The following is a 19,870-nucleotide window of genomic DNA, read 5'->3' on the forward strand; positions in this document are numbered from 1 at the left end:
GATTTGAAGGGCGGTGCATGCCGCCCGTTTCCCCACGAATGTTAAAGAGGACTCCCATGCGTCTTATCCGCATGCTGTTGCTGCCGGTACTGGCTTTGACCACGCTCTCGGCCCACGCCGACGACAAGGACGTGGCGCGTCTGACTCAATTGCTGGAAAAATCCCAGACCCTGACCGCGCGTTTCTCGCAGTTGACCCTCGACGGCGGCGGCACCCAGTTGCAGGAAACTGCCGGTGAGATGTCGTTGCAGCGTCCGGGCCTGTTCTACTGGCACACCAATGCGCCGGCCGAGCAGACCATGGTCTCCGACGGCAAGAAAGTCACCTTGTGGGACCCGGACCTGGAACAGGTCACCATCAAGAACCTTGACCTGCGCCTGACCCAGACCCCGGCGCTGCTGCTGTCCGGTGACGTGTCCAAGATCAGCCAGAGCTTCGACATCAGCTCCAAGGAAGCCGGCGGCGTGATCGACTTCACCTTGAAGCCGAAAACCAAGGACACCCTGTTCGACAGCCTGCGCCTGTCGTTCCGCAACGGCCTGGTCAATGACATGCAGCTGATCGACAGCGTCGGTCAGCGCACCAACATCCTGTTCACCGGCGTGAAGGCCAACGAGCCGATCCCGGCGTCGAAGTTCAAGTTCGACATCCCGAAGGGTGCCGACGTGATCCAGGAATAACAACGCTGGAATAAGAGGCAATGCCTGCCAGTCAATCGAATAACTGATGAATCACTTGTGGCGAGGGAGCTTGCTCCCACTGGGCTGCGCAGCAGACCCTTTTTTGTGAGCGCTGCGCACTCAAGCGCGAGCAAGCTCGCTCGCCACAGGTTCAGTGTCACGCTTGACTGACTGGCATCTGGAATAAGAGGTTTTAGAAAAGTAGTGATGGACCTGTTTCGCAGCGCCCCGATAGCTCAACCCCTGGCCGCCCGTTTGCGCGCAGCCAATCTGGACGAGTACGTCGGTCAGGAACACCTGCTCGCTCGCGGCAAGCCATTGCGCGAAGCGCTGGAGCAGGGCGCCCTGCATTCGATGATTTTCTGGGGCCCGCCGGGTGTGGGTAAAACCACCCTGGCTCGACTGCTGGCCGAAGTCTCGGATGCGCACTTCGAAACGGTGTCGGCGGTGTTGGCCGGGGTCAAGGAAATCCGTCAGGCGGTAGAAATCGCCAAGCAGCAGGCCGGCCAGTACGGCAAGCGCACCATCCTGTTTGTCGATGAAGTGCACCGCTTCAACAAGTCCCAGCAGGATGCGTTCCTGCCTTACGTTGAAGACGGCACGCTGATCTTCATCGGCGCGACCACCGAAAACCCGTCTTTCGAACTCAACAACGCATTGCTCTCCCGGGCCCGCGTCTACGTGCTCAAAAGCCTCGACGAAGCGGCCCTGCGCAAGCTGGTACATCGCGCCCTGACCGAAGAGCGGGGCTTGGGTAAACGGCAGTTGACCCTCAGCGACGAGGGATTCCAGATGCTGCTGTCCGCCGCCGATGGCGATGGCCGGCGTTTGCTCAATCTGCTGGAAAACGCCTCGGACCTGGCCGAAGACAACAGCGAGATCGGCGTCGATCTGCTGCAAAGGCTGCTCGGCGACACCCGTCGGCGCTTCGACAAGGGCGGCGAGGCGTTCTACGACCAGATTTCCGCGCTGCACAAATCGGTTCGCGGCTCCAACCCGGACGGCGCGCTCTACTGGTTTGCACGGATGATCGACGGCGGCTGTGATCCGCTGTACCTGGCCCGGCGCGTGGTGCGCATGGCCAGCGAAGACATCGGCAACGCCGACCCGCGCGCCCTGAGCCTGTGCCTGGCGGCGTGGGAAGTGCAGGAGCGCCTAGGCAGTCCCGAAGGCGAACTGGCGGTGGCCCAGGCCATTACTTATCTGGCTTGTGCGCCGAAAAGCAATGCGGTGTACATGGGCTTCAAAGCGGCCATGCGCAGCGCCACCGAACACGGCTCGCTCGAAGTGCCGCTGCACCTGCGTAATGCGCCGACCAAATTGATGAAGCAACTGGGTTACGGCGATGAATACCGCTACGCCCACGACGAACCGGACGCCTACGCCGCAGGCGAAGATTATTTCCCTGAAGAACTCGCACCGCAGCCGTTCTACCAGCCGGTGCCTCGTGGCCTGGAGTTGAAGATCGGCGAGAAGCTCAACCACCTCGCACAACTTGACCGACTCAGCCCCCGGCAGCGGAGAAAATAGTGATTCGAACGATTCTTGCGGTGTCCGTAGCCGGTATCGCTGGTACATTACTGCGTTTCGCCACCAGCACGTGGGTCAGCGCCAACTGGCCGCGGCATTTCTACGTGGCGACACTGGCGGTCAATCTGGTGGGTTGCCTGATCATCGGTTTGCTGTACGGGCTGTTTCTGACGCGCCCGGAAGTACCCATCGAAATTCGCGCCGGCCTGATCGTCGGTTTTGTAGGCGGTCTGACGACCTTTTCATCCTTTTCACTGGATACGCTGCGTTTGCTGGAAAGCGGGCAGGCGCCAATAGCCTTCGGTTATCTGGCCATCAGCGTATTCGGCGGGCTGCTCGCCACTTGGGCTGGCCTGTCCCTGACCAAACTTTGATAAACGAGAGACCGACATGCTCGATTCCAAACTGTTACGTAGCAACCTTCAGGACGTAGCGGACCGCCTGGCATCCCGTGGCTTTGCCCTGGATGTTGCGCGCATCGAAGCGCTGGAAGAACAGCGCAAGACCGTCCAGACCCGCACCGAAGCACTGCAGGCTGAACGCAATGCGCGCTCCAAATCCATCGGCCAGGCCAAGCAGCGCGGTGAAGACATCGCGCCGCTGATGGCCGATGTCGAGCGCATGGCGGGCGAATTGAGTGCCGGTAAAGTCGAGCTGGACGCGATCCAGACCGAGCTGGATTCGATCCTGTTGGGCATCCCCAACCTGCCGCACGAATCCGTGCCGGTCGGCGCCGATGAAGACGGCAATGTCGAAGTGCGCCGCTGGGGCACCCCGACCGCTTTCGATTTCCCGGTTCAGGACCACGTGGCCCTGGGCGAAAAATTCGGCTGGTTGGATTTTGAAACCGCCGCCAAGCTGTCCGGCGCCCGTTTTGCCTTGCTGCGCGGCCCGATTGCCCGTCTGCATCGCGCCCTGGCGCAGTTCATGATCAACCTGCACACCAGCGAACACGGCTACGAAGAGGCCTACACCCCTTACCTGGTTCAGGCGCCTGCTCTGCAAGGTACCGGCCAGTTGCCGAAATTCGAAGAAGACCTGTTCAAGATCACCCGCGAAGGCGAAGCCGATCTGTACCTGATTCCGACGGCTGAAGTGTCGTTGACCAACATCGTGGCCGGCGAGATAGTCGATGCCAAGTTGCTGCCGATCAAGTTCGTCGCTCACACGCCTTGCTTCCGCAGTGAAGCCGGCGCGTCGGGTCGCGACACGCGCGGCATGATCCGCCAGCACCAGTTCGACAAGGTCGAAATGGTCCAGATCGTTGAGCCGTCGACCTCGATGGAAGCGCTGGAAGGCCTGACCGCCAACGCCGAGAAAGTCCTGCAACTGCTGGAACTGCCTTACCGCACCCTGGCGCTGTGCACCGGCGACATGGGCTTCAGCGCGGTCAAGACCTACGACCTGGAAGTGTGGATTCCGAGCCAGGACAAGTACCGCGAAATTTCGTCGTGCTCCAACTGCGGCGACTTCCAGGCTCGCCGCATGCAGGCGCGTTTCCGTAACCCGGAAACCGGCAAGCCTGAGCTGGTACACACCCTGAACGGTTCCGGCCTGGCGGTCGGTCGTACGCTGGTGGCGGTGCTGGAAAACTACCAGCAGGCCGACGGTTCGATCCGTGTGCCAGCCGTGCTGAAGCCGTACATGGGTGGCCTTGAGGTCATCGGCTAAATGAACTATCTGCCGCTGTTTCATAACCTGCGCGGCAGTCGTGTGTTGGTCGTCGGCGGCGGGGAGATTGCCTTGCGCAAGTCCCGCCTGCTGGCGGATGCCGGTGCGCTGCTGCGGGTGGTTGCGCCTGAAATCGAACCGCAACTGCGCGAGCTGGTCACCGGCAGCGGTGGTGAATGCCTGTTGCGCGGCTACGTCGAAGCGGATCTGGACGGTTGCGGGCTGATCATTGCCGCCACCGACGACGAACCGCTGAACGCGCAAGTTTCCGCCGACGCTCATCGGCGTTGCGTGCCGGTCAACGTGGTGGATGCGCCTGCGTTGTGCAGCGTGATCTTCCCGGCGATCGTCGATCGTTCTCCCTTGATTATTGCAGTGTCCAGCGGCGGCGATGCGCCGGTGCTGGCGCGCTTGATCCGCGCCAAGCTGGAAACCTGGATTCCCTCCACTTACGGGCAACTGGCTGGTCTGGCGGCGCGTTTTCGCAGTCAGGTCAAAAGTCTGTTCCCGGACGTGCAGCAGCGTCGGGCGTTCTGGGAAGAGGTGTTCCAGGGCCCGATTGCCGACCGGCAACTGGCCGGGCAGGGCGCCGAAGCCGAGCGTCTGCTCCAGGCGAAAATCGACGGTGAAGCGCCGGTTGCAACGGGCGAGGTTTATCTGGTGGGTGCAGGGCCGGGTGATCCCGACTTGCTGACCTTCCGTGCCTTGCGCCTGATGCAGCAAGCCGACGTGGTGCTGTATGACCGCTTGGTGGCGCCGGCGATTCTGGAACTGTGCCGTCGCGATGCCGAGCGCATCTATGTCGGCAAGCGCCGCGCCGATCACGCTGTGCCGCAAGATCAGATCAACCAGCAACTGGTCGATCTGGCCAAGGCCGGCAAGCGAGTGGTGCGTCTGAAGGGCGGCGATCCGTTTATCTTCGGTCGTGGCGGGGAAGAGATCGAGGAACTGGCGGCCCATGGCATACCGTTCCAGGTGGTGCCGGGTATCACAGCGGCCAGCGGTTGCGCGGCGTACGCGGGGATACCGCTGACGCACCGCGATTATGCGCAGTCGGTGCGGTTCGTCACCGGGCATCTCAAGGACGGCTCCACTGATTTGCCTTGGTCTGACCTTGTTGCACCGGCACAGACGCTGGTCTTCTACATGGGCCTGGTGGGTTTGCCGATCATCTGCGAACAATTGATCAAGCACGGCCGTGGCGCCGACACCCCGGCAGCGTTGATTCAGCAGGGCACTACGGTCAATCAGCGGGTGTTTACCGGCACCTTGGCCGATCTTCCACGGCTGGTGGCGGAGCATGAAGTGCATGCGCCGACCCTGGTCATCGTCGGGGAAGTGGTGCAACTGCGCGAGAAGCTGGCGTGGTTTGAAGGGGCTCAGGCGCAGGTCTAGAGACCGCGTCGTCGCCTTCGCGAGCAGGCTCGCTCCCACAGGGGATTTGTGAACGGCACAAATCAAATGTGGGCGCGAGCCTGCTCGCGAAGGGGCCCTCAAGACTTACATAAACCTCAAGCCCTGCGCCAAACCCCTTTCCCGCTCAGCCGCTCCCGATCATGCGGTGCCGTAAAATCCTGCGCCGGCCCTTTCGGCACAATCCCGGTCGGGTTGATGGTCTTGTGACTGCCGTAATAGTGATTCTTGATGTGCTGAAAATTAACCGTCTCGGCAATCCCCGGCCACTGGTAAATCTCGCGCAACCAGTTCGACAGGTTCGGATAATCGGCAATCCGCCGCAAATTGCATTTGAAGTGCCCGTGGTACACCGCATCAAAACGAATCATCGTGGTGAACAGCCGGATATCGGCCTCGGTCAGGTATTCGCCGGCCAGGTAACGCTTTTCGCCGAGCAGTGCTTCCAGCCGGTCCAGCTCGGTAAACAACTGATCAAACGCTTCTTCATACGCTTGCTGCGACGTGGCAAAGCCTGCGCGGTAAACGCCATTGTTCACGGCCGGGTAGATCCGCTCGTTCAGCGCATCGATTTCACCGCGCAACGGCTCCGGGTAAAAGTCCAGATCATTGCCGGTCAACTCATCGAACGCACTGTTGAACATGCGGATGATCTCCGCCGATTCATTGTTGACGATGCGATTCTGCTGTTTATCCCACAGCACCGGCACGGTGACGCGGCCCGTGTAGTTGGCGGTGTCGGCGGTGTAGCGCTGGTGCATGAAATCGAAGTGGTCGAGCTTGTCGCCGGTCGAGCCGTGGCTCTGGTCGAAGGTCCAGCCGTTTTCCAGCATCAGCCAACCGACGACCGAAACGTCGATCAGGCTTTCAAGGCCTTTGAGTTTGCGCAGGATCAGCGTGCGGTGTGCCCATGGGCAGGCGAGGGCGACGTAGAGGTGATAGCGCCCGGCTTCGGCCGCAAAGCCACCGACACCGGTCGGGCCGGGTTGGCCGTCAACAGTCAGCCAGTTGCGCCGTTGCGCCTGTTCGCGCTCGAATTCGCCACCCTTGCCGCTCTCATACCACTGGTCATGCCAGTGTCCTTGCACTAACAAACCCATGTTCAAGACTCCTCAACCAATAAGCGTTGGAGAGGAGTCTATTCGGATAGGTTCGAACAAATAGCGCAAAGGATTGGGGCTAATGATCGGTTAAATCGATCTGTCCCGAGCGTCCCAATACTGGTGGGCGGTTTCGAAGGCTTGTTCGCGGTTCTGACCGAGGCCACGCAAGGCCAGGGCCATGGTCGAAATCAACGCCATTTGCGGATAACTGTCGACCACGTCGCCGCGCCAGACGGCTTTCAGATGCTCAGGATCCAGCGACGCCGGTTTGACGTGGCGCTGGGCCGACAACTGCGGCCATTCCTCGTCCCAGCGCTCGCCGCCGGTGGTGCCGTACAGGTGACTGTCGGCGTCCGGATTGATCTCGATTTCGCCGCCGTCGCCCTTGACCACAATCGCGGTGTCGCCGAGCAAACCGCTGGCATCGCGATGTACCGCCTGATAGCCAGGATGGAAAATACTTTGCAGGCCGCAGCGAGCGCCCAGTGGATTGAGAATCCGCGTCAGCGAATGAATCGGCGAGCGCAGGCCCAAGGTGTTGCGCAGGTCGATCATGCGTTGCAGCTGCGGCGCCCAATCCACCAGCGGCATAAATGCCAGGCCGCCGTTATCCAACGCCGCGCCGACTTGCTGCCAGTTGCGGCACAGCGGGATTTTCAACGCTTCCAGTAACTGCTCGCTGTACAGCCGCCCGGCCGTATGCGCGCCGGCGCCGTGCATGAAAATGCGCACGCCGTTTTGCGCCAGGCACTTGGCGGCCAGCAGATACCACGGCAGATGGCGTTTCTTGCCAGCGTAGGTGGGCCAGTCCAGGTCGATCTTCAGCGCGGGCGCTTTCAGGCGCTCGCGCAGCGCTTCGGTGAATCCGGCCATTTCCTCGGCGCTTTCTTCCTTGTGCCGCAGCAGCATCAGGAACGCGCCGAGCTGGGTGTCCTCAACCTTGTTGTCGAGCACCATGCCCATCGCTTCACGGGCTTCCTCGCGCGTCAGGTCGCGGGCGCCGCGTTTGCCCTTGCCGAGAATGCGCACGAACTGGGCGAACGGATGTTCGGCAGGTGTTTCCAGGGTCAGGGCCGGGTAGTCGGTCATAAGCAATTCGTCGGTTTGGGCAGGCCCGCCAGCTTGGCGGCGAGTTTGGCAGGGGTGCCTTTGAACAGTCGGTTCAGGTGCAGGCTGTTGCCCTTGTCCGGGCCGAGCTTCAATGCGGTGTATTTGATCAGCGGGCGAGTGGCCGGTGACAGCTGGTATTGGGCGTAGAAGCTGCGCAGCAGTTCGAGGATTTCCCAGTGCTCGGGGCTCAACTCGATCGCTTCGGCGGCGGCCAATGCGGTGGCGACCTCGGCCGACCAGTCGCTCAGGTCAACCAGGAACCCGTCCTTGTCCAGTTCGATGGCGCGGGCGCCGACGGTCAGTGCGTTCATAGCCAACTGTTGACCTTGTCGTGGTTGATCGAGAGTTCGACGAAGGCCGGATAGTCGATGGTTTTGGCCCAGTCCGGGACAATGATCGCTCGGGCGCGGGCGTCTTCGTCCAGCACGAACAGGTTCAGGCGGCGAGCGTCCAGCGCATTGAACGGCGCGCTGCCTGGCTGCAACGCATACACCGCGTCGCCGCTGAGCAGCAACGCATCGTCAGTGCCGATCAGGCGCAGGCAACTGGTCAGGCGATCGTCGCCGAACGGTGAATGAGACAACACATGCAAAGTCGACATCAGAGCGTGATCACCTGGTCGTAGCGGTCAATAAGGGCGGTGATTTCAGTGGCCGTCAGCGCCCGGGCTTCTTCGAGCGCCAAACCGCTCGGGTCCAGGCCACGTTGGGCGGCGCTGTCAGCGCAGACAAACAGTTCTTCGACACCGAACATCGGCAGCGCTTGCAGGTTGGCGCTCAGGTCTTTCTGCTGCAAGGCCCTGGCATCCTGCTTCGCGGCCAACTGAAATACACCGTCATCGAGAAACAGCAGGCCAATCGGCAAATCGAAGGCGCCGCCGGCCAGCACGATGTCCAGCGCTTCCCGGGCACCCGGCCCGGACCATGGGGATTGGCGAGTGATGATCAACAGGGACTTGGCCATCTCAAGCGCCTCCGAAGCAGATCAGACGGTCGGCGTCCTGCACCGCGTCATGCAACTGACCGAGACCGGATAATTCCCAAGGCGCGCTGACCGCAACGGCTTGGCGCTGATAGCGCCCGGCTTCTTCCTCGTTCAACACCCCGCGACGCAGGGCGGCGGCGATGCACACCACGCCGTCCAGCTGATGCTCGCTGACGAAGGCGCGCCATTGCTTGGGCAGGTCCAGCTCATCCTGCGGCGTAACCACGCTGTCGGATGCGTTGTAGACGCCGTCCTGATAGAAAAACAGCCGGACAATCTCATGCCCGCCCGCCAATGCCGCTTGGGCAAACAGCAAGGCACGGCGCGAGGAGGGCGCATGGGCGGCGGAAAACAGCGCGATGGCGAACTTCATGGTGCACTCGATCAGCAAAACTGCGGCCATGATAAAGCTTTATCGGCGGGCGGCGAAGGGCGTTTGACGGGAACCGCGTCGCGGCCTTCGCGAGCAAGCTCGCTCCCACAGGGGGGCGTTGCATTGGGTCGAATGTGTCAGCGCGGCATGTACCCCAACTGCCAGCGCCTGGGGATCAGCAATGACGCCAACCCCAGCGCGCCGGCCAGCAAACCACTGGCATACAAGGCGCTGAGCCCCAGATGGTGCTCCAGCACGGCGCCGATGACCGCGCCGGCAAACATCCCGGTCCACGGGATCAACTGCACGCGCCAGCCATTGCGCCGTTCACCGAGCATCCAGCGTCCCAGCCCACGCCCAAAACGCGACAGCGCGCCGGTGACGTAGGTCAGGCCGACCGGCAGGCCGTTCACTTCTTCCACCGCTGCATTGAGCATGCCCATGCCAATGATCGCCGCCAGCAGGGCCGGCAACTGTTGCTCATAAGGCCAGGCGGCGGCGCCGCACAGCAGGGTGGCGATGCACATCAGCAAGGGCAGCGCCCGGCGCCCGCCCATGCGGCTGACGACGATGCCCAAGGCATTGCCGACGATGAACGTGGCCACGAGGATCAACAGGCGCACGGTCAGGCCGAGATCACCGTCACTGATGGCGACGGCGAGACGCGTGGTGTTGCCGCTCATGAACGAGACAAAGTCGCCGCTCGCCATGAAGCCAATGGCGTCGGTCATGCCGGCCAGCACCGACAGGCTGGCCACCAGGCTCAGGCCGATGCGCCCGCGCCATTTCTGGACATGCAGATGGCCCGGCGTTGCCCGGGTGCTTGAAGGTGAAGGCAACATCAGCGGCGGCTTCCTTGGGCGATGACGATTACTGGCTCAACCCATATAACTCGCAATACTCCAGCCAGTCCATGCCGGCCATTTGCGCCACTTCCCTGTGCACTTCCAGACGCTGGTTCTGATAGTCCTCAGCCGTGGCGGCGGTCAGTTGCAGCGTCAGCTCCCAGGCAAACAACCCCAGGCGTTCGGCCTCGGCTTCGAAGGCTTCGTGCAAGCGCTCTTCGCGAAACTGGGCGGGCGTCTCGCCCTTGGCCTGGGCCAGCAGCGGGTTGAGGTTGTCGAGTTCATGGCGCAATTCGGGCCGCTGATCGAGAAACAGCTTCAACGCCTGTTCGTGTTGCTGGTCGTTTGTTGCCATGGTCGCTCCTTGAAGATCAGGTTACGAAGATTGCTTCTTGCTGGCCTTGGCCGCAGCCGCCAGGCATTCGAGGGCGAACTGTTCGGGGTAGGTCATCTGGATCGGGGTGGTTTCGCCTTTGACGGTTCTTTCGCCTTCGAGGATGTAGCGAATCCGCTTGTCGGTGACGCCAATTCGCTTGGCAATCCAGGACGGCGTCTGACCAATCTGGCTGATCAACTTGTCGGCGTATTCGGCGGTCGGTTTGTAAAATTCGGCGTTGGGGGTCATGGGCGTTCCAGAAATAGGGGCGATGCGACGTTTATGGCGCGACAGGGTGCGCGAATCGTTGCCCGGTGTCGCGCTATAAATGAAGTAAAGCAGAACGATTGGCGGCGCCACGGTGATACAGTCCGCTTTTTCCTGATGAGCGAACGCAATGCGAATTCTGATGGTGACGCTGGCCGCGACCTTGCTGGCCGGCTGTGCAGGTTCGGCGATGAACGACGCCCGCACCCAAACCCCGTACAAGACCCTGACCTCGGACAAACCGGAAAAAGTCGTTGCCCAGTGCGTGCAATTCGCCTGGCAGGATGAAGCGGTGTTTGGCGTGGACGCCGGGGCTTATCTGCAACCGGGCAAGAAGGGCGGTTCGACGGTTTACACGCGTTCGGCGGAATCGTTTGTGGACGTGACCAGCAATGCTGGCGGTACAGCACTGAGCTACTACGCCAAGCACGATGACTTCGTGGCCAAGCGCCGGTTGGCGGCGTTGGCAACCTGTCTCTAAGGCAATGCCAAATTCCCCTTGTGGGAGCGGGCTGGCTCCCACCGTTGATCGGGGCGAACACAATGTTCGCCTGACAACGAAACCCCGTGGGAGCGAGCCTGCTCGCGAAGGCAATCTGTCAGTCGACATTGAGGTTGAACGTACAATCCCTTTCGTCGGAACGTCGCCCGGAGCAAGCCCGCGCCCACAAGGGGGATTTGTGTTTAAAGGGTTTGGATCAGGCGTTTCTGGAAGAAATAACGTTTATGCCCGGGGGGATAATCGGCGATTTGCCCGAACTCGCTGAACCCCAGCTTCTTGTAGAACGCCGGTGCCTGAAAGCTGAAGGTGTCGAGCCAGATGCCCACACATTCCTTCTCGTTGGCCAGTTCTTCGGCCATGTTCATCAGTGTCGAGCCTAGCCCCAGGCCACGGCCCTGTTCCGGCACCGACAGTAACTCGATGAACAACCAACGGTAAAACACCCGCCCATACAGCCCGCCGAGGATCGCACCCGCCTCGTCGCGCACCAGCAGCGCCACTTTCTCGGCCTCTGAATCGCCGGCCTGGGCCGCGTTGTAGGCAATCAACGGCGTCAGAATGGCCAGGCGTTCTTCATCCGTGGGGGTTGGTGAGCGCTCGATACGCAGTGTCATTGGCGACATCCTTATGGCTTCAAACCCCCGAGATTATCCCGCTCCTTGCCATTGTTCCAGCCGCAAACAACGTTGGAACCGTCGTTGATAGCCGGAGGTCTAGCCCATAGAGCGTCTTTTCAGAACGCAGCCATGAGGACCGTCCATGAACATTTTCGAAGCCCTGCGCGAAAGCCACGAACGTCAGCGCGGTTATGCCGATGCGTTGATCCGTACCAGCGGCGACACGCCGGAGCGGGTCGAGGCCTATCAGCGGCTCAAATCCGAACTCCAGGCCCATGAAACCGCCGAGGAGCGGCATTTCTACATTCCGCTGATGGAATTCGACAACGGCGTCGACCTGAGTCGCCATGCCATCTCTGAACACCATGAAATGGACGAGATGATGGAGGAACTGGACGAGACCGACATGTCCAGCCCGACTTGGCTGGTGACGGCGAAAAAGCTGGCGGAAAAGGTCCATCACCATCTCAAGGAAGAAGAGCAGAAGTTCTTCCAGATGGCCGGCAAATTGCTCGACGAAAAACAGAAGGAACAGCTCGCTGGCCAGTACGAGAAGGAATACAAGGCACAACTTTCCTGAGGTCGGCAATGCCGTCGATTGTTACCTTGGCGTGTAGGACTTTTACTACAGCCAAGGTAGGAATCGGCTCAAACAACTGTTTATCCATCCAGTGTTTATTGGCGAAACGTAACGCAGCCGCGTTGACGAGGGAAAATAGTGCCGTGGACAAAAAAACCAGCTCCGTTAGGTTGGAGGCCTCTCCTCAAGGCAGGAGAGTTCTTAAATCAATGGAGTGAAGAAAATGAACAAACCAGAAACTCAGGCACAACTTCGACACGGTCGTGTCACGTCCCCTTCCAGCCGTGGCGCAGTCGCCGTGGATCTTGGCCTGCTGGCTACCTGGCAGGTCAATGAAATGGAAGGCGGCAAGAACTTCCCGGCACTGATTGCCGGTCCGTTCCCGGCTCCGTATCAAACCGACAGTGACAGTGTCACGCCACCGGCCGACGGCTTCATCCTCAGCGGCGGCAAGACCGATGCGCGTGACTGCATCAACTTCACCAACGAGGAAATGGCCAAGAAACTCAACCGTGCCTTCACCTGGCCGCTGCTTAACGTCGACCCTGGCCAGACCTTCAAGGTCACCTGGGAATACACCGCGCCGCACACCACCCGAGGCTACCGCTGGTTGATCACCAAGGACGGCTGGGACCCGAAACAGCGCATCACCCGCGCACAACTGGAAGCCAAACCGTTTGCCGAGGACTTCTACACCCAGGTGCCGTACTACAGCCATGCAGGCGAGCTGAAGGCCAAGGTCAATCACGAAGTGAAACTGCCGGCCAATAAAAAAGGCCAGCACGTGATCGTACTGATGTGGATCGTCGCCAACACCGGCAACGCCTTCTATCAAGCCTTCGACGTGGACTTCAAATAAGCCTGCGCCGTTAACCCACACGTTCTGAAGGATTAGAACATGTCAAAGATTGACTTCACCTTACTGAAATCGCCGCTGAGCGATGCCGCTTCGCTGATGCCCAGCATTGCCGGCAAAAAGATCCTCATGGGCTTCTGGCACAACTGGCCGGCCGGCCCGAGCGACGGCTACCAGCGTGGCCAGTTCGCCAACATGAACCTGGCGGATGTGCCAAGGGATTACAACGTGGTGGCCGTGGCCTTCATGAAAGGCAACGGCATCCCGACCTTCAAGCCGTATAACCTGTCCGACGCCGAGTTCCGGCGCCAGGTGGGCGTGCTGAACAGCCAGGGCAGGGCGGTGCTGATTTCCCTGGGCGGCGCCGATGCGCACATCGAGCTGCACAAAGGCAACGAACAGCCACTGGCCAACGAGATCATTCGCCTGGTGGAAACCTATGGCTTTGATGGCCTGGACATTGATCTTGAACAGAGCGCGATTGATTTCGCCGACAACAAGACCGTCCTGCCCGCCGCGCTGAAACTGGTCAAGGACCATTACGCCGGTGAAGGTAAACACTTCATCATCAGCATGGCGCCAGAGTTTCCGTACCTGACCACCGCAGGCAAATACGTCGGTTACATCCAGGCCCTTGAAGGCTATTACGACTTCATCGCCCCGCAGTATTACAACCAGGGCGGCGACGGGATCTGGGTGCAGGAGGTCAACAACGGCAATGGTGCCTGGATTGCCCAGAACAACGACGCGATGAAAGAAGACTTCCTGTATTACCTGACCGAAAGTCTGGTGAGCGGTACGCGCGGGTTTACCAAAATCCCGGCGGACAAGTTCGTCATTGGCCTGCCTGCCAACGTCGACGCTGCCGCTACCGGTTACGTGATCAACCCGATTGCGGTGACCAATGCCTTCAAGCGTTTGTACGACAAAGGATTGTCGATCAAAGGCCTGATGACCTGGTCGGTGAATTGGGATAACGGGGTCAACAAGAACCACGTGCCCTACAATTGGGAATTCAGCCGTCGTTATGGGCCGATGATCAACGGCACCAAACTTTCTGCCCACGGGCAGGATGAGACGGATGTCGAAGTCGCCAGTCAGCAGTAAACCAGAGCAACAATGAAAAGCCCGGCAGACGTGCCGGGCTTTTTCATTTCTGCAAACACGGTAAAACCCTGTGGGAGCGAGCCTGCTCGCGAAGGCGATGCATCAGTCAGCATCACATTGACTGATATTCCCTCTTCGCGAGCAGGCTCGCTTCCACAGGCGGGTTGTGATCGCCTACTATCAGCCTCTTTTTGCGAAGTGAAGGAATGGATTCTCATGCTCAAAACAGTCGAGCGGGTCAAGATCGTCGCAACCAAAGTGCTATCGGAAAACTGGTACGTACTGAAGAAATACACCTTCGACTACCTGCGCAATAACGGCGAATGGCAGCGGCAGGACCGCGAAGTCTATGACCGGGGCAACGGCGCGGCGATTCTGTTGTTCAATCGTGAAAAACGCACCGTGGTGCTGACCCGCCAGTTCCGTTTACCGGTGTTTATCAATGGCCATGACGGCCTGTTGATTGAGGTGGCGGCCGGCTTGCTCGAAGGCGCTGACCCCGAAGAGCGCATCCGCGCCGAGGCTGAAGAGGAAACCGGCTACCGCGTGCACCATGTGCAGAAAATCTTCGAGTCCTACATGAGCCCCGGTTCGGTCACCGAGAAGCTGCACTTCTTCATTGCCGAATACGATGCGACGTCAAAAGTCAGCGACGGCGGCGGCCTGGAGGAAGAGACCGAAGAACTGGAAGTGCTGGAGTGGAAATTCGACGCTGCGCTTGAAGCGTTTTATCGAGGCGAGATCTGCGACGCGAAGACCATCATGCTGTTGCAGTATGCGGCAATGAAAAACCTCTTTACCCCTGTTTGAATGTTGCCTTGGTAGCGAGGGAGCTTGCTCCCGCTGGGCTGCGAAGCGGCCCCGGAACGCTTGTCTGACCAGAGCTGTTTGCCAGTGTTGCGCACTGGAGCGCGAGCAAGCTCCCTCGCCACAAAAGCGCGTGTTCAATCAAAACAAATCCCCCGTCCTGCCGACCCCGGCCCAACCGGCCCCCTCCAGCGTCAACAACAACTCCTTCGCCTCAAGCCCTCCGGCAAACCCGGTCAACTTCCCCGATGCGCCAATCACCCGGTGACACGGCGCAACAATCGAAATCGGGTTCTTGCCATTTGCCGCGCCCACCGCCCGCACCGCGCTCGGGTTGCCGATCTGTTGGGCTATCTGGCTGTAGCTGCGGGTCTCGCCAAACGGGATGGTCAGCAGCGCTTGCCAGACTTTTTTCTGAAAGTCCGTCCCGGCAAAATCCAGCTCCAGATCGAAGTGCTGACGCGTGCCGGCAAAATATTCCTGCAGCTGTTGCGCGGTGCGAATCAGGATCGGATTGTCGGGTGCTTCACTCATCGGACCGAGGCGTACCCGGTTCGGTTTGTCGTTTTCCCAGAGGATGGCTGCCAGTCGTGCGCCGTTCGCGACCAGCTTCAACTCGCCGACCGGCGAGGCCATGGTGATGCAGGTGTAGCGCATGCCGACAGGCTCCAAAAAGAGGGAGGAAGAGGCCCAGCATACTGCTTGAGCGGGGAGGCGCAATACGCAATCCCGACCATACTGGCTACTGTTCTTGAAGCGCTTTCCTGATTAATAACAAGAAGAGACCGACTCATGAAGTTCGAACCTTTTGCCAAATCGCTGATAGCGACCTCGCTGGCGCTCAGCTGTCTGATGGCCCATGCGGCCTCCGTGGCCCCGGTGGCGGCCGAAAACGGCATGGTGGTCACCGCCCAGCATCTGGCCAGCCATGTCGGCGTCGATGTACTCAAAAGTGGCGGTAATGCCGTGGATGCGGCAGTCGCCGTCGGTTATGCGCTGGCGGTGGTGTACCCCGCAGCGGGCAACCTGGGCGGCGGTGGCTTCATGACCATTCAACTCGCGGACGGGCGCAAGACCTTCCTCGACTTCCGCGAAAAAGCCCCGCTGGCGGCCACCGCCGACATGTACCTCGACAAGCAGGGCAACGTCATTCCCGACCTGAGCACCCGTGGCCACCTGGCGGTCGGCGTGCCGGGCACTGTCTCCGGCATGGAACTGGCGCTGACGAAATATGGCACCAAGCCCCGGGCCGAAGTGATCGCCCCGGCGATCAAGTTCGCCGAAGAAGGCTTTGTGCTGGAGCAGGGCGATATCGATCTGTTGCACACCGCCACTGACGTGTTCAAGAAGGACGCGCGCGATTCCGGTTCGATCTTCCTCAGCAACGGCGAGCCGATGCAGGTCGGGCAGACGCTGGTGCAAAAAGACCTGGGCAAGACCCTGCGGGAAATTTCCGCGAAGGGCGCCGATGGCTTCTATAAGGGCTGGGTGGCCGATGCCATCGTCACCTCCAGCCAGGCCAACAAGGGCATCATCACCCAGGCCGACCTCGACAAATACAAGACCCGCGAACTGGCTCCGGTGGAGTGCGATTACCGTGGCTACCATGTGGTTTCGGCGCCGCCGCCAAGCTCCGGCGGGGTGGTGATCTGCGAGATCATGAACATCCTCGACGGCTACCCGATGAAGGACCTGGGCTACCATTCGGCCCAGGGCATGCATTATCAGATCGAAGCGATGCGCCACGCCTACGTAGACCGCAACAGCTATCTGGGTGACCCGGATTTCGTCAAGAACCCGATCAGCCACCTGCTGGACAAAAACTACGCCACCAAACTGCGCGCCGCCATCGACCCGCAGAAGGCCGGTGTGTCGCGTGAGATCAAACCCGGCGTAGCGCCTCACGAAGGCAGCAACACCACGCATTACTCCATCGTCGACAAATGGGGCAACGCGGTGTCGGTGACCTACACCCTCAACGACTGGTTCGGCGCCGGGGTCATGGCCAGCAAGACCGGGGTCATTCTCAACGACGAAATGGACGACTTCACCTCCAAGATCGGCGTGCCGAACATGTACGGCCTGGTGCAGGGCGAAGCCAACGCCATTGCCCCCGGCAAGGCGCCGCTGTCGTCCATGAGCCCGACCATCGTCACCAAGGATGGCAAAGTGGTGATGGTGGTCGGCACCCCAGGCGGCAGCCGGATCATCACCGCCACCTTGCTGACAATCTTGAATGTGATCGACTACGGCATGAACATCCAGGAAGCGGTCGATGCACCGCGTTTCCACCAGCAATGGCTGCCGGAAGAAACCAACCTGGAGAACTTCGCCGTCAGCCCGGACACGAAGAAGATCCTCGAAAGCTGGGGCCATAAATTCACTGGCCCGCAGGACGCCAACCACATTGCGGCGATTCTGGTGGGTGCGCCGTCGCTGGAGGGCAAACCGGTGGGCAACAACCGCTTCTATGGGGCGAATGACCCACGCCGCAATACCGGGTTATCGCTGGGCTACTGACGGGTAATCGGAAAGTTAAATGCCCCCCTGTGGGAGCGAGCCTGCTCGCGAATGCAATCTGTCAGTCAACATCAGTGCTGACTGAGACACCGCGTTTTCGAGCAGGCTCACTCCCAAGGGTCGGGTGTTGATGGGTCATCGTCTTTCACGTCGCAAACAATAAAGTCCTGCCCGCGCTCACTCCCTGTGACGCCACGCCACCCAGTACCAACCGCGTAATCGTCGCCGCCGCCTGCTGATAATCCTCGTCCTGCGGCGTTTGCCGCCCGGTGATGTGCGCCATCTGCCAGCCGAGCGTGGTGTAGGTGCGTGTCGCCGACCAGATGAACAACATCAGATGCTCCGGGTCGACCGGTGCCAGCAGGCCGCGATTGATCCAGCTGCGCAGGCATTCGACATTTCGCTGGGCCTCGGCGTACAGCAGGTCGCGGCATTCGGCGGGCAATTGCCGGCCGCCCAGCAGCAGTTCACCGCTGAACACCTTGGCGATATGCGGGTGTTCGCGCGCGATGCGGATTCGCGCGGCAATGTAGGCCTGCAAGCCCTGCGTGGGGTCGTCGCTTTCGCGCAGCACTGCCGATGCCTCCAGCAAGGGTTCGACAAACCCCAGCAGTACGCGGGCGTAGAGGTTTTCCTTGGTCTGGAAGTAGTAATAGAGGTTGGCTTTGGGCACGCCGGCACGAGCGGCGATGTCACGGGTCTGGGTGGCGTCGAAGCCCCGGGCGGCAAACTCGGCGCTGGCCGCTTGCAGAATGAGCTGTTGATTGTGCTGGCGAATGCGGGTCATGGGGGTGTCTTGGGAAATACGAGCTCGCAATATACAAAACTACATAGCGGTAGGGCCAGAACTGTGGAAAGCAATCAGATAAGGGGAGAAGTGATCAATAACCTGTGGCGAGGACGCTTGCTCCCGCTGGGCCGCGCAGCGGCCCCGTGCTTTGCCCGACAAAAGGGGACTGCTGCGCACTCCAGCGGCAGCGAGCTCCCTCGCCACAGGGTCGATGCGCTCAACCAACTGGCCGCGGCGCTCTCAATTCCGTAACATCCGCCCCCCTAATTTTCGCCCGTCACCTCAGGTACCCCATGAAAGCCAACCGTCTGCGCGCCGATGTCCTGGCCGGGCTCACCACGTCGTTCGCCCTGTTGCCCGAATGCATTGCTTTCGCGCTGGTGGCGCACCTCAATCCGCTGATGGGGCTCTACGGCGCGTTCATCATTTGCACCTTGACCGCGCTGTTCGGCGGGCGGCCGGGCATGGTCTCCGGCGCCGCCGGGTCGATGGCGGTGGTGATTGTCGCGCTGGTGGTACAGCACGGCGTGCAATACCTGCTGGCGACGGTGCTGCTGGGCGGGCTGATCATGATGGCGTTCGGGCTGTTGCGCCTGGGCAAGCTGGTGCGCATGGTGCCGTACCCGGTGATGCTCGGTTTCGTGAACGGCCTGGCAATCATCATTGCCCTGGCGCAACTGGAGCATTTCAAAAGCGGCGACACCTGGCTCAGCGGTACGCCGCTGTACCTGATGACAGGCCTGGTGGTGTTGACCATGGCCATCGTCTACCTGCTGCCACGCCTGACCCGCGCTGTGCCCCCGGCGCTGGTGGCGATTCTCGGTGTCGGCCTGGCGGTGTACCTGCTCGGCTTGCCGACCCGCACCCTCGGGGACATGGCGCACATCGCCGGTGGCCTGCCCAATCTTGCCCTGCCGAACATCCCCTGGAACCTGGAAACCCTGCGCATCATCGCCCCCTACGCGATCCTGATGGCGCTGGTCGGCCTGCTGGAAACCCTGCTGACCCTGAACCTCACCGACGAAATCACCGAGACCCGTGGCGACCCGGATCGTGAATGCGTGGCCCTCGGCGCGGCGAACATGGTGTCGGGCGCATTTGGCGGCATGGGCGGCTGCGCGATGATCGGCCAGACGGTGATCAACCTCAGTTCCGGCGGCCGCGGACGAGTGTCCGGCGTCGTAGCCGGGTTGCTGATCTTGCTGTTCATACTGTTTCTGTCACCGCTGATCGAGCGCATTCCGCTGGCGGCGCTGGTGGGCGTGATGTTCGTTGTGTCCCAGCAAACGTTCGCCTGGGCCTCGCTGCGGGTGCTGAACAAGGTGCCGCTAAACGACGTGCTGGTGATCATCGCCGTGACCACCATCACCGTGTTCACCGACCTGGCCACCGCCGTGCTCTGCGGCATCATCATTGCCGCGCTCAATTTCGCCTGGCAGCAGGCCCGCGAGCTGTACGCCGACACTCACCTGGAACCGGACGGCAGCAAGCTCTATCGCCTGCACGGCATACTGTTCTTCGCCTCGACCACGCCGTTTCTCAATCAGTTCGACCCGGCCAACGACCCGGCGCAGGTGACTCTGGATTGCCGTCATTTGAGCTTTGTCGATTACTCGGCGATCGCCGCCTTGAAGACCTTGCGCGAACGCTATGAAAAAGCGGGCAAGCATCTGCGGGTGTTTCACTTGTCGCAGCGCTGCAAGCAACTGCTCAAGCGAGAGGGCGGCGATTACTGCTGA

23 protein-coding genes and 1 pseudogene are annotated in these 19,870 nt (G+C 60.8%); 12 read left to right on the forward strand and 12 right to left on the reverse strand.

Annotated features, from left to right (window positions below):
• Positions 1 to 56: 56 nt before the first annotated feature.
• From lolA to cysG, 5 genes are all read left to right on the forward strand, one after another.
• Positions 57 to 680, forward strand: coding sequence for an outer membrane lipoprotein periplasmic chaperone LolA (lolA, locus tag POF45_RS27495; protein ID WP_259502086.1), 624 nt, complete (start codon positions 57 to 59; stop codon positions 678 to 680).
• Between the two features lie 207 nt (positions 681 to 887).
• Complete coding sequence (locus tag POF45_RS27500; RefSeq protein ID WP_282317203.1) at positions 888 to 2,210, forward strand: replication-associated recombination protein A; 1,323 nt, start codon at positions 888 to 890, stop codon at positions 2,208 to 2,210.
• A complete protein-coding gene (crcB, locus tag POF45_RS27505) occupies positions 2,210 to 2,584 on the forward strand; it encodes a fluoride efflux transporter CrcB (protein ID WP_259502090.1) in 375 nt (124 codons plus the stop codon). The genes POF45_RS27500 and crcB overlap by 1 nt, the downstream gene beginning before the upstream one ends.
• 16 nt (positions 2,585 to 2,600) lie before the next feature.
• Positions 2,601 to 3,881, forward strand: coding sequence for a serine--tRNA ligase (serS, locus tag POF45_RS27510; RefSeq protein WP_259502092.1), 1,281 nt, complete (start codon positions 2,601 to 2,603; stop codon positions 3,879 to 3,881).
• Positions 3,882 to 5,276, forward strand: a complete 1,395-nt coding sequence (cysG, locus tag POF45_RS27515; protein ID WP_259502096.1) for a siroheme synthase CysG — start codon at positions 3,882 to 3,884, stop codon at positions 5,274 to 5,276.
• A gap of 116 nt (positions 5,277 to 5,392) precedes the next feature.
• Here cysG and POF45_RS27520 read toward each other — a convergent pair whose 3' ends face one another.
• From POF45_RS27520 to POF45_RS27560, 9 genes are all read right to left on the reverse strand, one after another.
• A complete protein-coding gene (locus POF45_RS27520; protein WP_282317204.1) occupies positions 5,393 to 6,394 on the reverse strand; it encodes a glutathione S-transferase family protein in 1,002 nt (333 codons plus the stop codon).
• A 90-nt stretch (positions 6,395 to 6,484) separates the two neighbouring features.
• Positions 6,485 to 7,486 (reverse strand): glycosyl transferase family protein, encoded by a 1,002-nt coding sequence (locus POF45_RS27525; protein WP_259502099.1) that lies wholly within the window; start codon positions 7,484 to 7,486, stop codon positions 6,485 to 6,487.
• Entirely contained in the window at positions 7,483 to 7,818 is a 336-nt protein-coding gene (locus tag POF45_RS27530) for a TusE/DsrC/DsvC family sulfur relay protein (protein WP_259502100.1), read from the reverse strand. The genes POF45_RS27525 and POF45_RS27530 overlap by 4 nt, the downstream gene beginning before the upstream one ends.
• Complete coding sequence (gene tusB / locus POF45_RS27535) at positions 7,815 to 8,108, reverse strand: sulfurtransferase complex subunit TusB (protein WP_282317205.1); 294 nt, start codon at positions 8,106 to 8,108, stop codon at positions 7,815 to 7,817. The genes POF45_RS27530 and tusB overlap by 4 nt, the downstream gene beginning before the upstream one ends.
• On the reverse strand, positions 8,108 to 8,470 hold the full coding sequence (tusC, locus tag POF45_RS27540; protein ID WP_282317206.1) for a sulfurtransferase complex subunit TusC: 363 nt from the start codon (positions 8,468 to 8,470) through the stop codon (positions 8,108 to 8,110). The genes tusB and tusC overlap by 1 nt, the downstream gene beginning before the upstream one ends.
• Before the next feature lies 1 nt (position 8,471).
• Positions 8,472 to 8,864, reverse strand: coding sequence for a sulfurtransferase complex subunit TusD (gene tusD / locus POF45_RS27545; RefSeq protein WP_259502104.1), 393 nt, complete (start codon positions 8,862 to 8,864; stop codon positions 8,472 to 8,474).
• Between the two features lie 137 nt (positions 8,865 to 9,001).
• A complete protein-coding gene (locus POF45_RS27550) occupies positions 9,002 to 9,706 on the reverse strand; it encodes a YoaK family protein (protein ID WP_282317207.1) in 705 nt (234 codons plus the stop codon).
• Between the two features lie 28 nt (positions 9,707 to 9,734).
• Positions 9,735 to 10,064 (reverse strand): DUF6388 family protein, encoded by a 330-nt coding sequence (locus POF45_RS27555; RefSeq protein ID WP_259502106.1) that lies wholly within the window; start codon positions 10,062 to 10,064, stop codon positions 9,735 to 9,737.
• 21 nt (positions 10,065 to 10,085) lie between these two features.
• Positions 10,086 to 10,334 carry a hypothetical protein gene (locus tag POF45_RS27560; RefSeq protein WP_259502107.1) on the reverse strand — a complete coding sequence of 83 codons (249 nt, stop codon included), beginning with the start codon at positions 10,332 to 10,334 and terminating at the stop codon, positions 10,086 to 10,088.
• A gap of 148 nt (positions 10,335 to 10,482) precedes the next feature.
• Here POF45_RS27560 and POF45_RS27565 point away from each other — a divergent pair, with 148 nt between their 5' ends.
• A complete protein-coding gene (locus POF45_RS27565) occupies positions 10,483 to 10,833 on the forward strand; it encodes a hypothetical protein (RefSeq protein ID WP_259502109.1) in 351 nt (116 codons plus the stop codon).
• A gap of 203 nt (positions 10,834 to 11,036) precedes the next feature.
• Here the strand turns inward: POF45_RS27565 and POF45_RS27570 are convergent, their stop codons facing one another.
• A complete protein-coding gene (locus tag POF45_RS27570) occupies positions 11,037 to 11,468 on the reverse strand; it encodes a GNAT family N-acetyltransferase (RefSeq protein WP_259502112.1) in 432 nt (143 codons plus the stop codon).
• 145 nt (positions 11,469 to 11,613) lie between these two features.
• Here POF45_RS27570 and POF45_RS27575 point away from each other — a divergent pair, with 145 nt between their 5' ends.
• The 4 genes and pseudogenes from POF45_RS27575 (at position 11,614) to POF45_RS27590 (ending at position 14,824) form a co-directional block, all read left to right on the forward strand.
• Entirely contained in the window at positions 11,614 to 12,051 is a 438-nt protein-coding gene (locus POF45_RS27575) for a hemerythrin domain-containing protein (protein WP_259502121.1), read from the forward strand.
• Between the two features lie 223 nt (positions 12,052 to 12,274).
• Positions 12,275 to 12,910 (forward strand): lytic polysaccharide monooxygenase auxiliary activity family 9 protein, encoded by a 636-nt coding sequence (locus POF45_RS27580; protein WP_259502124.1) that lies wholly within the window; start codon positions 12,275 to 12,277, stop codon positions 12,908 to 12,910.
• A 39-nt stretch (positions 12,911 to 12,949) separates the two neighbouring features.
• Positions 12,950 to 13,951: pseudogene (locus POF45_RS27585) on the forward strand (chitinase); the annotation flags it as partial.
• A 279-nt stretch (positions 13,952 to 14,230) separates the two neighbouring features.
• Positions 14,231 to 14,824 (forward strand): NUDIX domain-containing protein, encoded by a 594-nt coding sequence (locus POF45_RS27590; protein WP_282317208.1) that lies wholly within the window; start codon positions 14,231 to 14,233, stop codon positions 14,822 to 14,824.
• Between the two features lie 138 nt (positions 14,825 to 14,962).
• Here the strand turns inward: POF45_RS27590 and POF45_RS27595 are convergent, their stop codons facing one another.
• Entirely contained in the window at positions 14,963 to 15,478 is a 516-nt protein-coding gene (locus tag POF45_RS27595; RefSeq protein ID WP_282317209.1) for a methylated-DNA--[protein]-cysteine S-methyltransferase, read from the reverse strand.
• 135 nt (positions 15,479 to 15,613) lie between these two features.
• Between POF45_RS27595 and ggt the strand changes: the two genes are divergently transcribed.
• Entirely contained in the window at positions 15,614 to 17,341 is a 1,728-nt protein-coding gene (gene ggt / locus POF45_RS27600) for a gamma-glutamyltransferase (protein WP_259502128.1), read from the forward strand.
• 145 nt (positions 17,342 to 17,486) lie between these two features.
• Here the strand turns inward: ggt and POF45_RS27605 are convergent, their stop codons facing one another.
• Positions 17,487 to 18,128, reverse strand: coding sequence for a TetR/AcrR family transcriptional regulator (locus POF45_RS27605; protein WP_259502133.1), 642 nt, complete (start codon positions 18,126 to 18,128; stop codon positions 17,487 to 17,489).
• A 296-nt stretch (positions 18,129 to 18,424) separates the two neighbouring features.
• Between POF45_RS27605 and POF45_RS27610 the strand changes: the two genes are divergently transcribed.
• Positions 18,425 to 19,870 carry a SulP family inorganic anion transporter gene (locus POF45_RS27610; RefSeq protein ID WP_259502134.1) on the forward strand — a complete coding sequence of 482 codons (1,446 nt, stop codon included), beginning with the start codon at positions 18,425 to 18,427 and terminating at the stop codon, positions 19,868 to 19,870.

The organism is Pseudomonas fungipugnans (assembly GCF_029955235.1).
In the GTDB taxonomy this organism is placed as follows: domain Bacteria; phylum Pseudomonadota; class Gammaproteobacteria; order Pseudomonadales; family Pseudomonadaceae; genus Aquipseudomonas; species Aquipseudomonas fungipugnans.

What these genes read in the sequence shown, in the direction of transcription:
- lolA (WP_259502086.1), top strand. Translation starts at nt 57, where the DNA reads ATGCGTCTTATCCGCATGCTGTTGCTGCCGGTACTGGCTTTGACCACG.
- POF45_RS27500 (WP_282317203.1), top strand. Translation starts at nt 888, where the DNA reads ATGGACCTGTTTCGCAGCGCCCCGATAGCTCAACCCCTGGCCGCCCGT.
- serS (WP_259502092.1), top strand. Translation starts at nt 2,601, where the DNA reads ATGCTCGATTCCAAACTGTTACGTAGCAACCTTCAGGACGTAGCGGAC.
- cysG (WP_259502096.1), top strand. Translation starts at nt 3,882, where the DNA reads ATGAACTATCTGCCGCTGTTTCATAACCTGCGCGGCAGTCGTGTGTTG.
- POF45_RS27520 (WP_282317204.1), bottom strand. Translation starts at nt 6,394, where the DNA reads ATGGGTTTGTTAGTGCAAGGACACTGGCATGACCAGTGGTATGAGAGC.
- POF45_RS27525 (WP_259502099.1), bottom strand. Translation starts at nt 7,486, where the DNA reads ATGACCGACTACCCGGCCCTGACCCTGGAAACACCTGCCGAACATCCG.
- POF45_RS27530 (WP_259502100.1), bottom strand. Translation starts at nt 7,818, where the DNA reads ATGAACGCACTGACCGTCGGCGCCCGCGCCATCGAACTGGACAAGGAC.
- tusB (WP_282317205.1), bottom strand. Translation starts at nt 8,108, where the DNA reads ATGTCGACTTTGCATGTGTTGTCTCATTCACCGTTCGGCGACGATCGC.
- tusC (WP_282317206.1), bottom strand. Translation starts at nt 8,470, where the DNA reads ATGGCCAAGTCCCTGTTGATCATCACTCGCCAATCCCCATGGTCCGGG.
- tusD (WP_259502104.1), bottom strand. Translation starts at nt 8,864, where the DNA reads ATGAAGTTCGCCATCGCGCTGTTTTCCGCCGCCCATGCGCCCTCCTCG.
- POF45_RS27550 (WP_282317207.1), bottom strand. Translation starts at nt 9,706, where the DNA reads ATGTTGCCTTCACCTTCAAGCACCCGGGCAACGCCGGGCCATCTGCAT.
- POF45_RS27555 (WP_259502106.1), bottom strand. Translation starts at nt 10,064, where the DNA reads ATGGCAACAAACGACCAGCAACACGAACAGGCGTTGAAGCTGTTTCTC.
- POF45_RS27560 (WP_259502107.1), bottom strand. Translation starts at nt 10,334, where the DNA reads ATGACCCCCAACGCCGAATTTTACAAACCGACCGCCGAATACGCCGAC.
- POF45_RS27565 (WP_259502109.1), top strand. Translation starts at nt 10,483, where the DNA reads ATGCGAATTCTGATGGTGACGCTGGCCGCGACCTTGCTGGCCGGCTGT.
- POF45_RS27570 (WP_259502112.1), bottom strand. Translation starts at nt 11,468, where the DNA reads ATGACACTGCGTATCGAGCGCTCACCAACCCCCACGGATGAAGAACGC.
- POF45_RS27575 (WP_259502121.1), top strand. Translation starts at nt 11,614, where the DNA reads ATGAACATTTTCGAAGCCCTGCGCGAAAGCCACGAACGTCAGCGCGGT.
- POF45_RS27580 (WP_259502124.1), top strand. Translation starts at nt 12,275, where the DNA reads ATGAACAAACCAGAAACTCAGGCACAACTTCGACACGGTCGTGTCACG.
- POF45_RS27590 (WP_282317208.1), top strand. Translation starts at nt 14,231, where the DNA reads ATGCTCAAAACAGTCGAGCGGGTCAAGATCGTCGCAACCAAAGTGCTA.
- POF45_RS27595 (WP_282317209.1), bottom strand. Translation starts at nt 15,478, where the DNA reads ATGCGCTACACCTGCATCACCATGGCCTCGCCGGTCGGCGAGTTGAAG.
- ggt (WP_259502128.1), top strand. Translation starts at nt 15,614, where the DNA reads ATGAAGTTCGAACCTTTTGCCAAATCGCTGATAGCGACCTCGCTGGCG.
- POF45_RS27605 (WP_259502133.1), bottom strand. Translation starts at nt 18,128, where the DNA reads ATGACCCGCATTCGCCAGCACAATCAACAGCTCATTCTGCAAGCGGCC.
- POF45_RS27610 (WP_259502134.1), top strand. Translation starts at nt 18,425, where the DNA reads ATGAAAGCCAACCGTCTGCGCGCCGATGTCCTGGCCGGGCTCACCACG.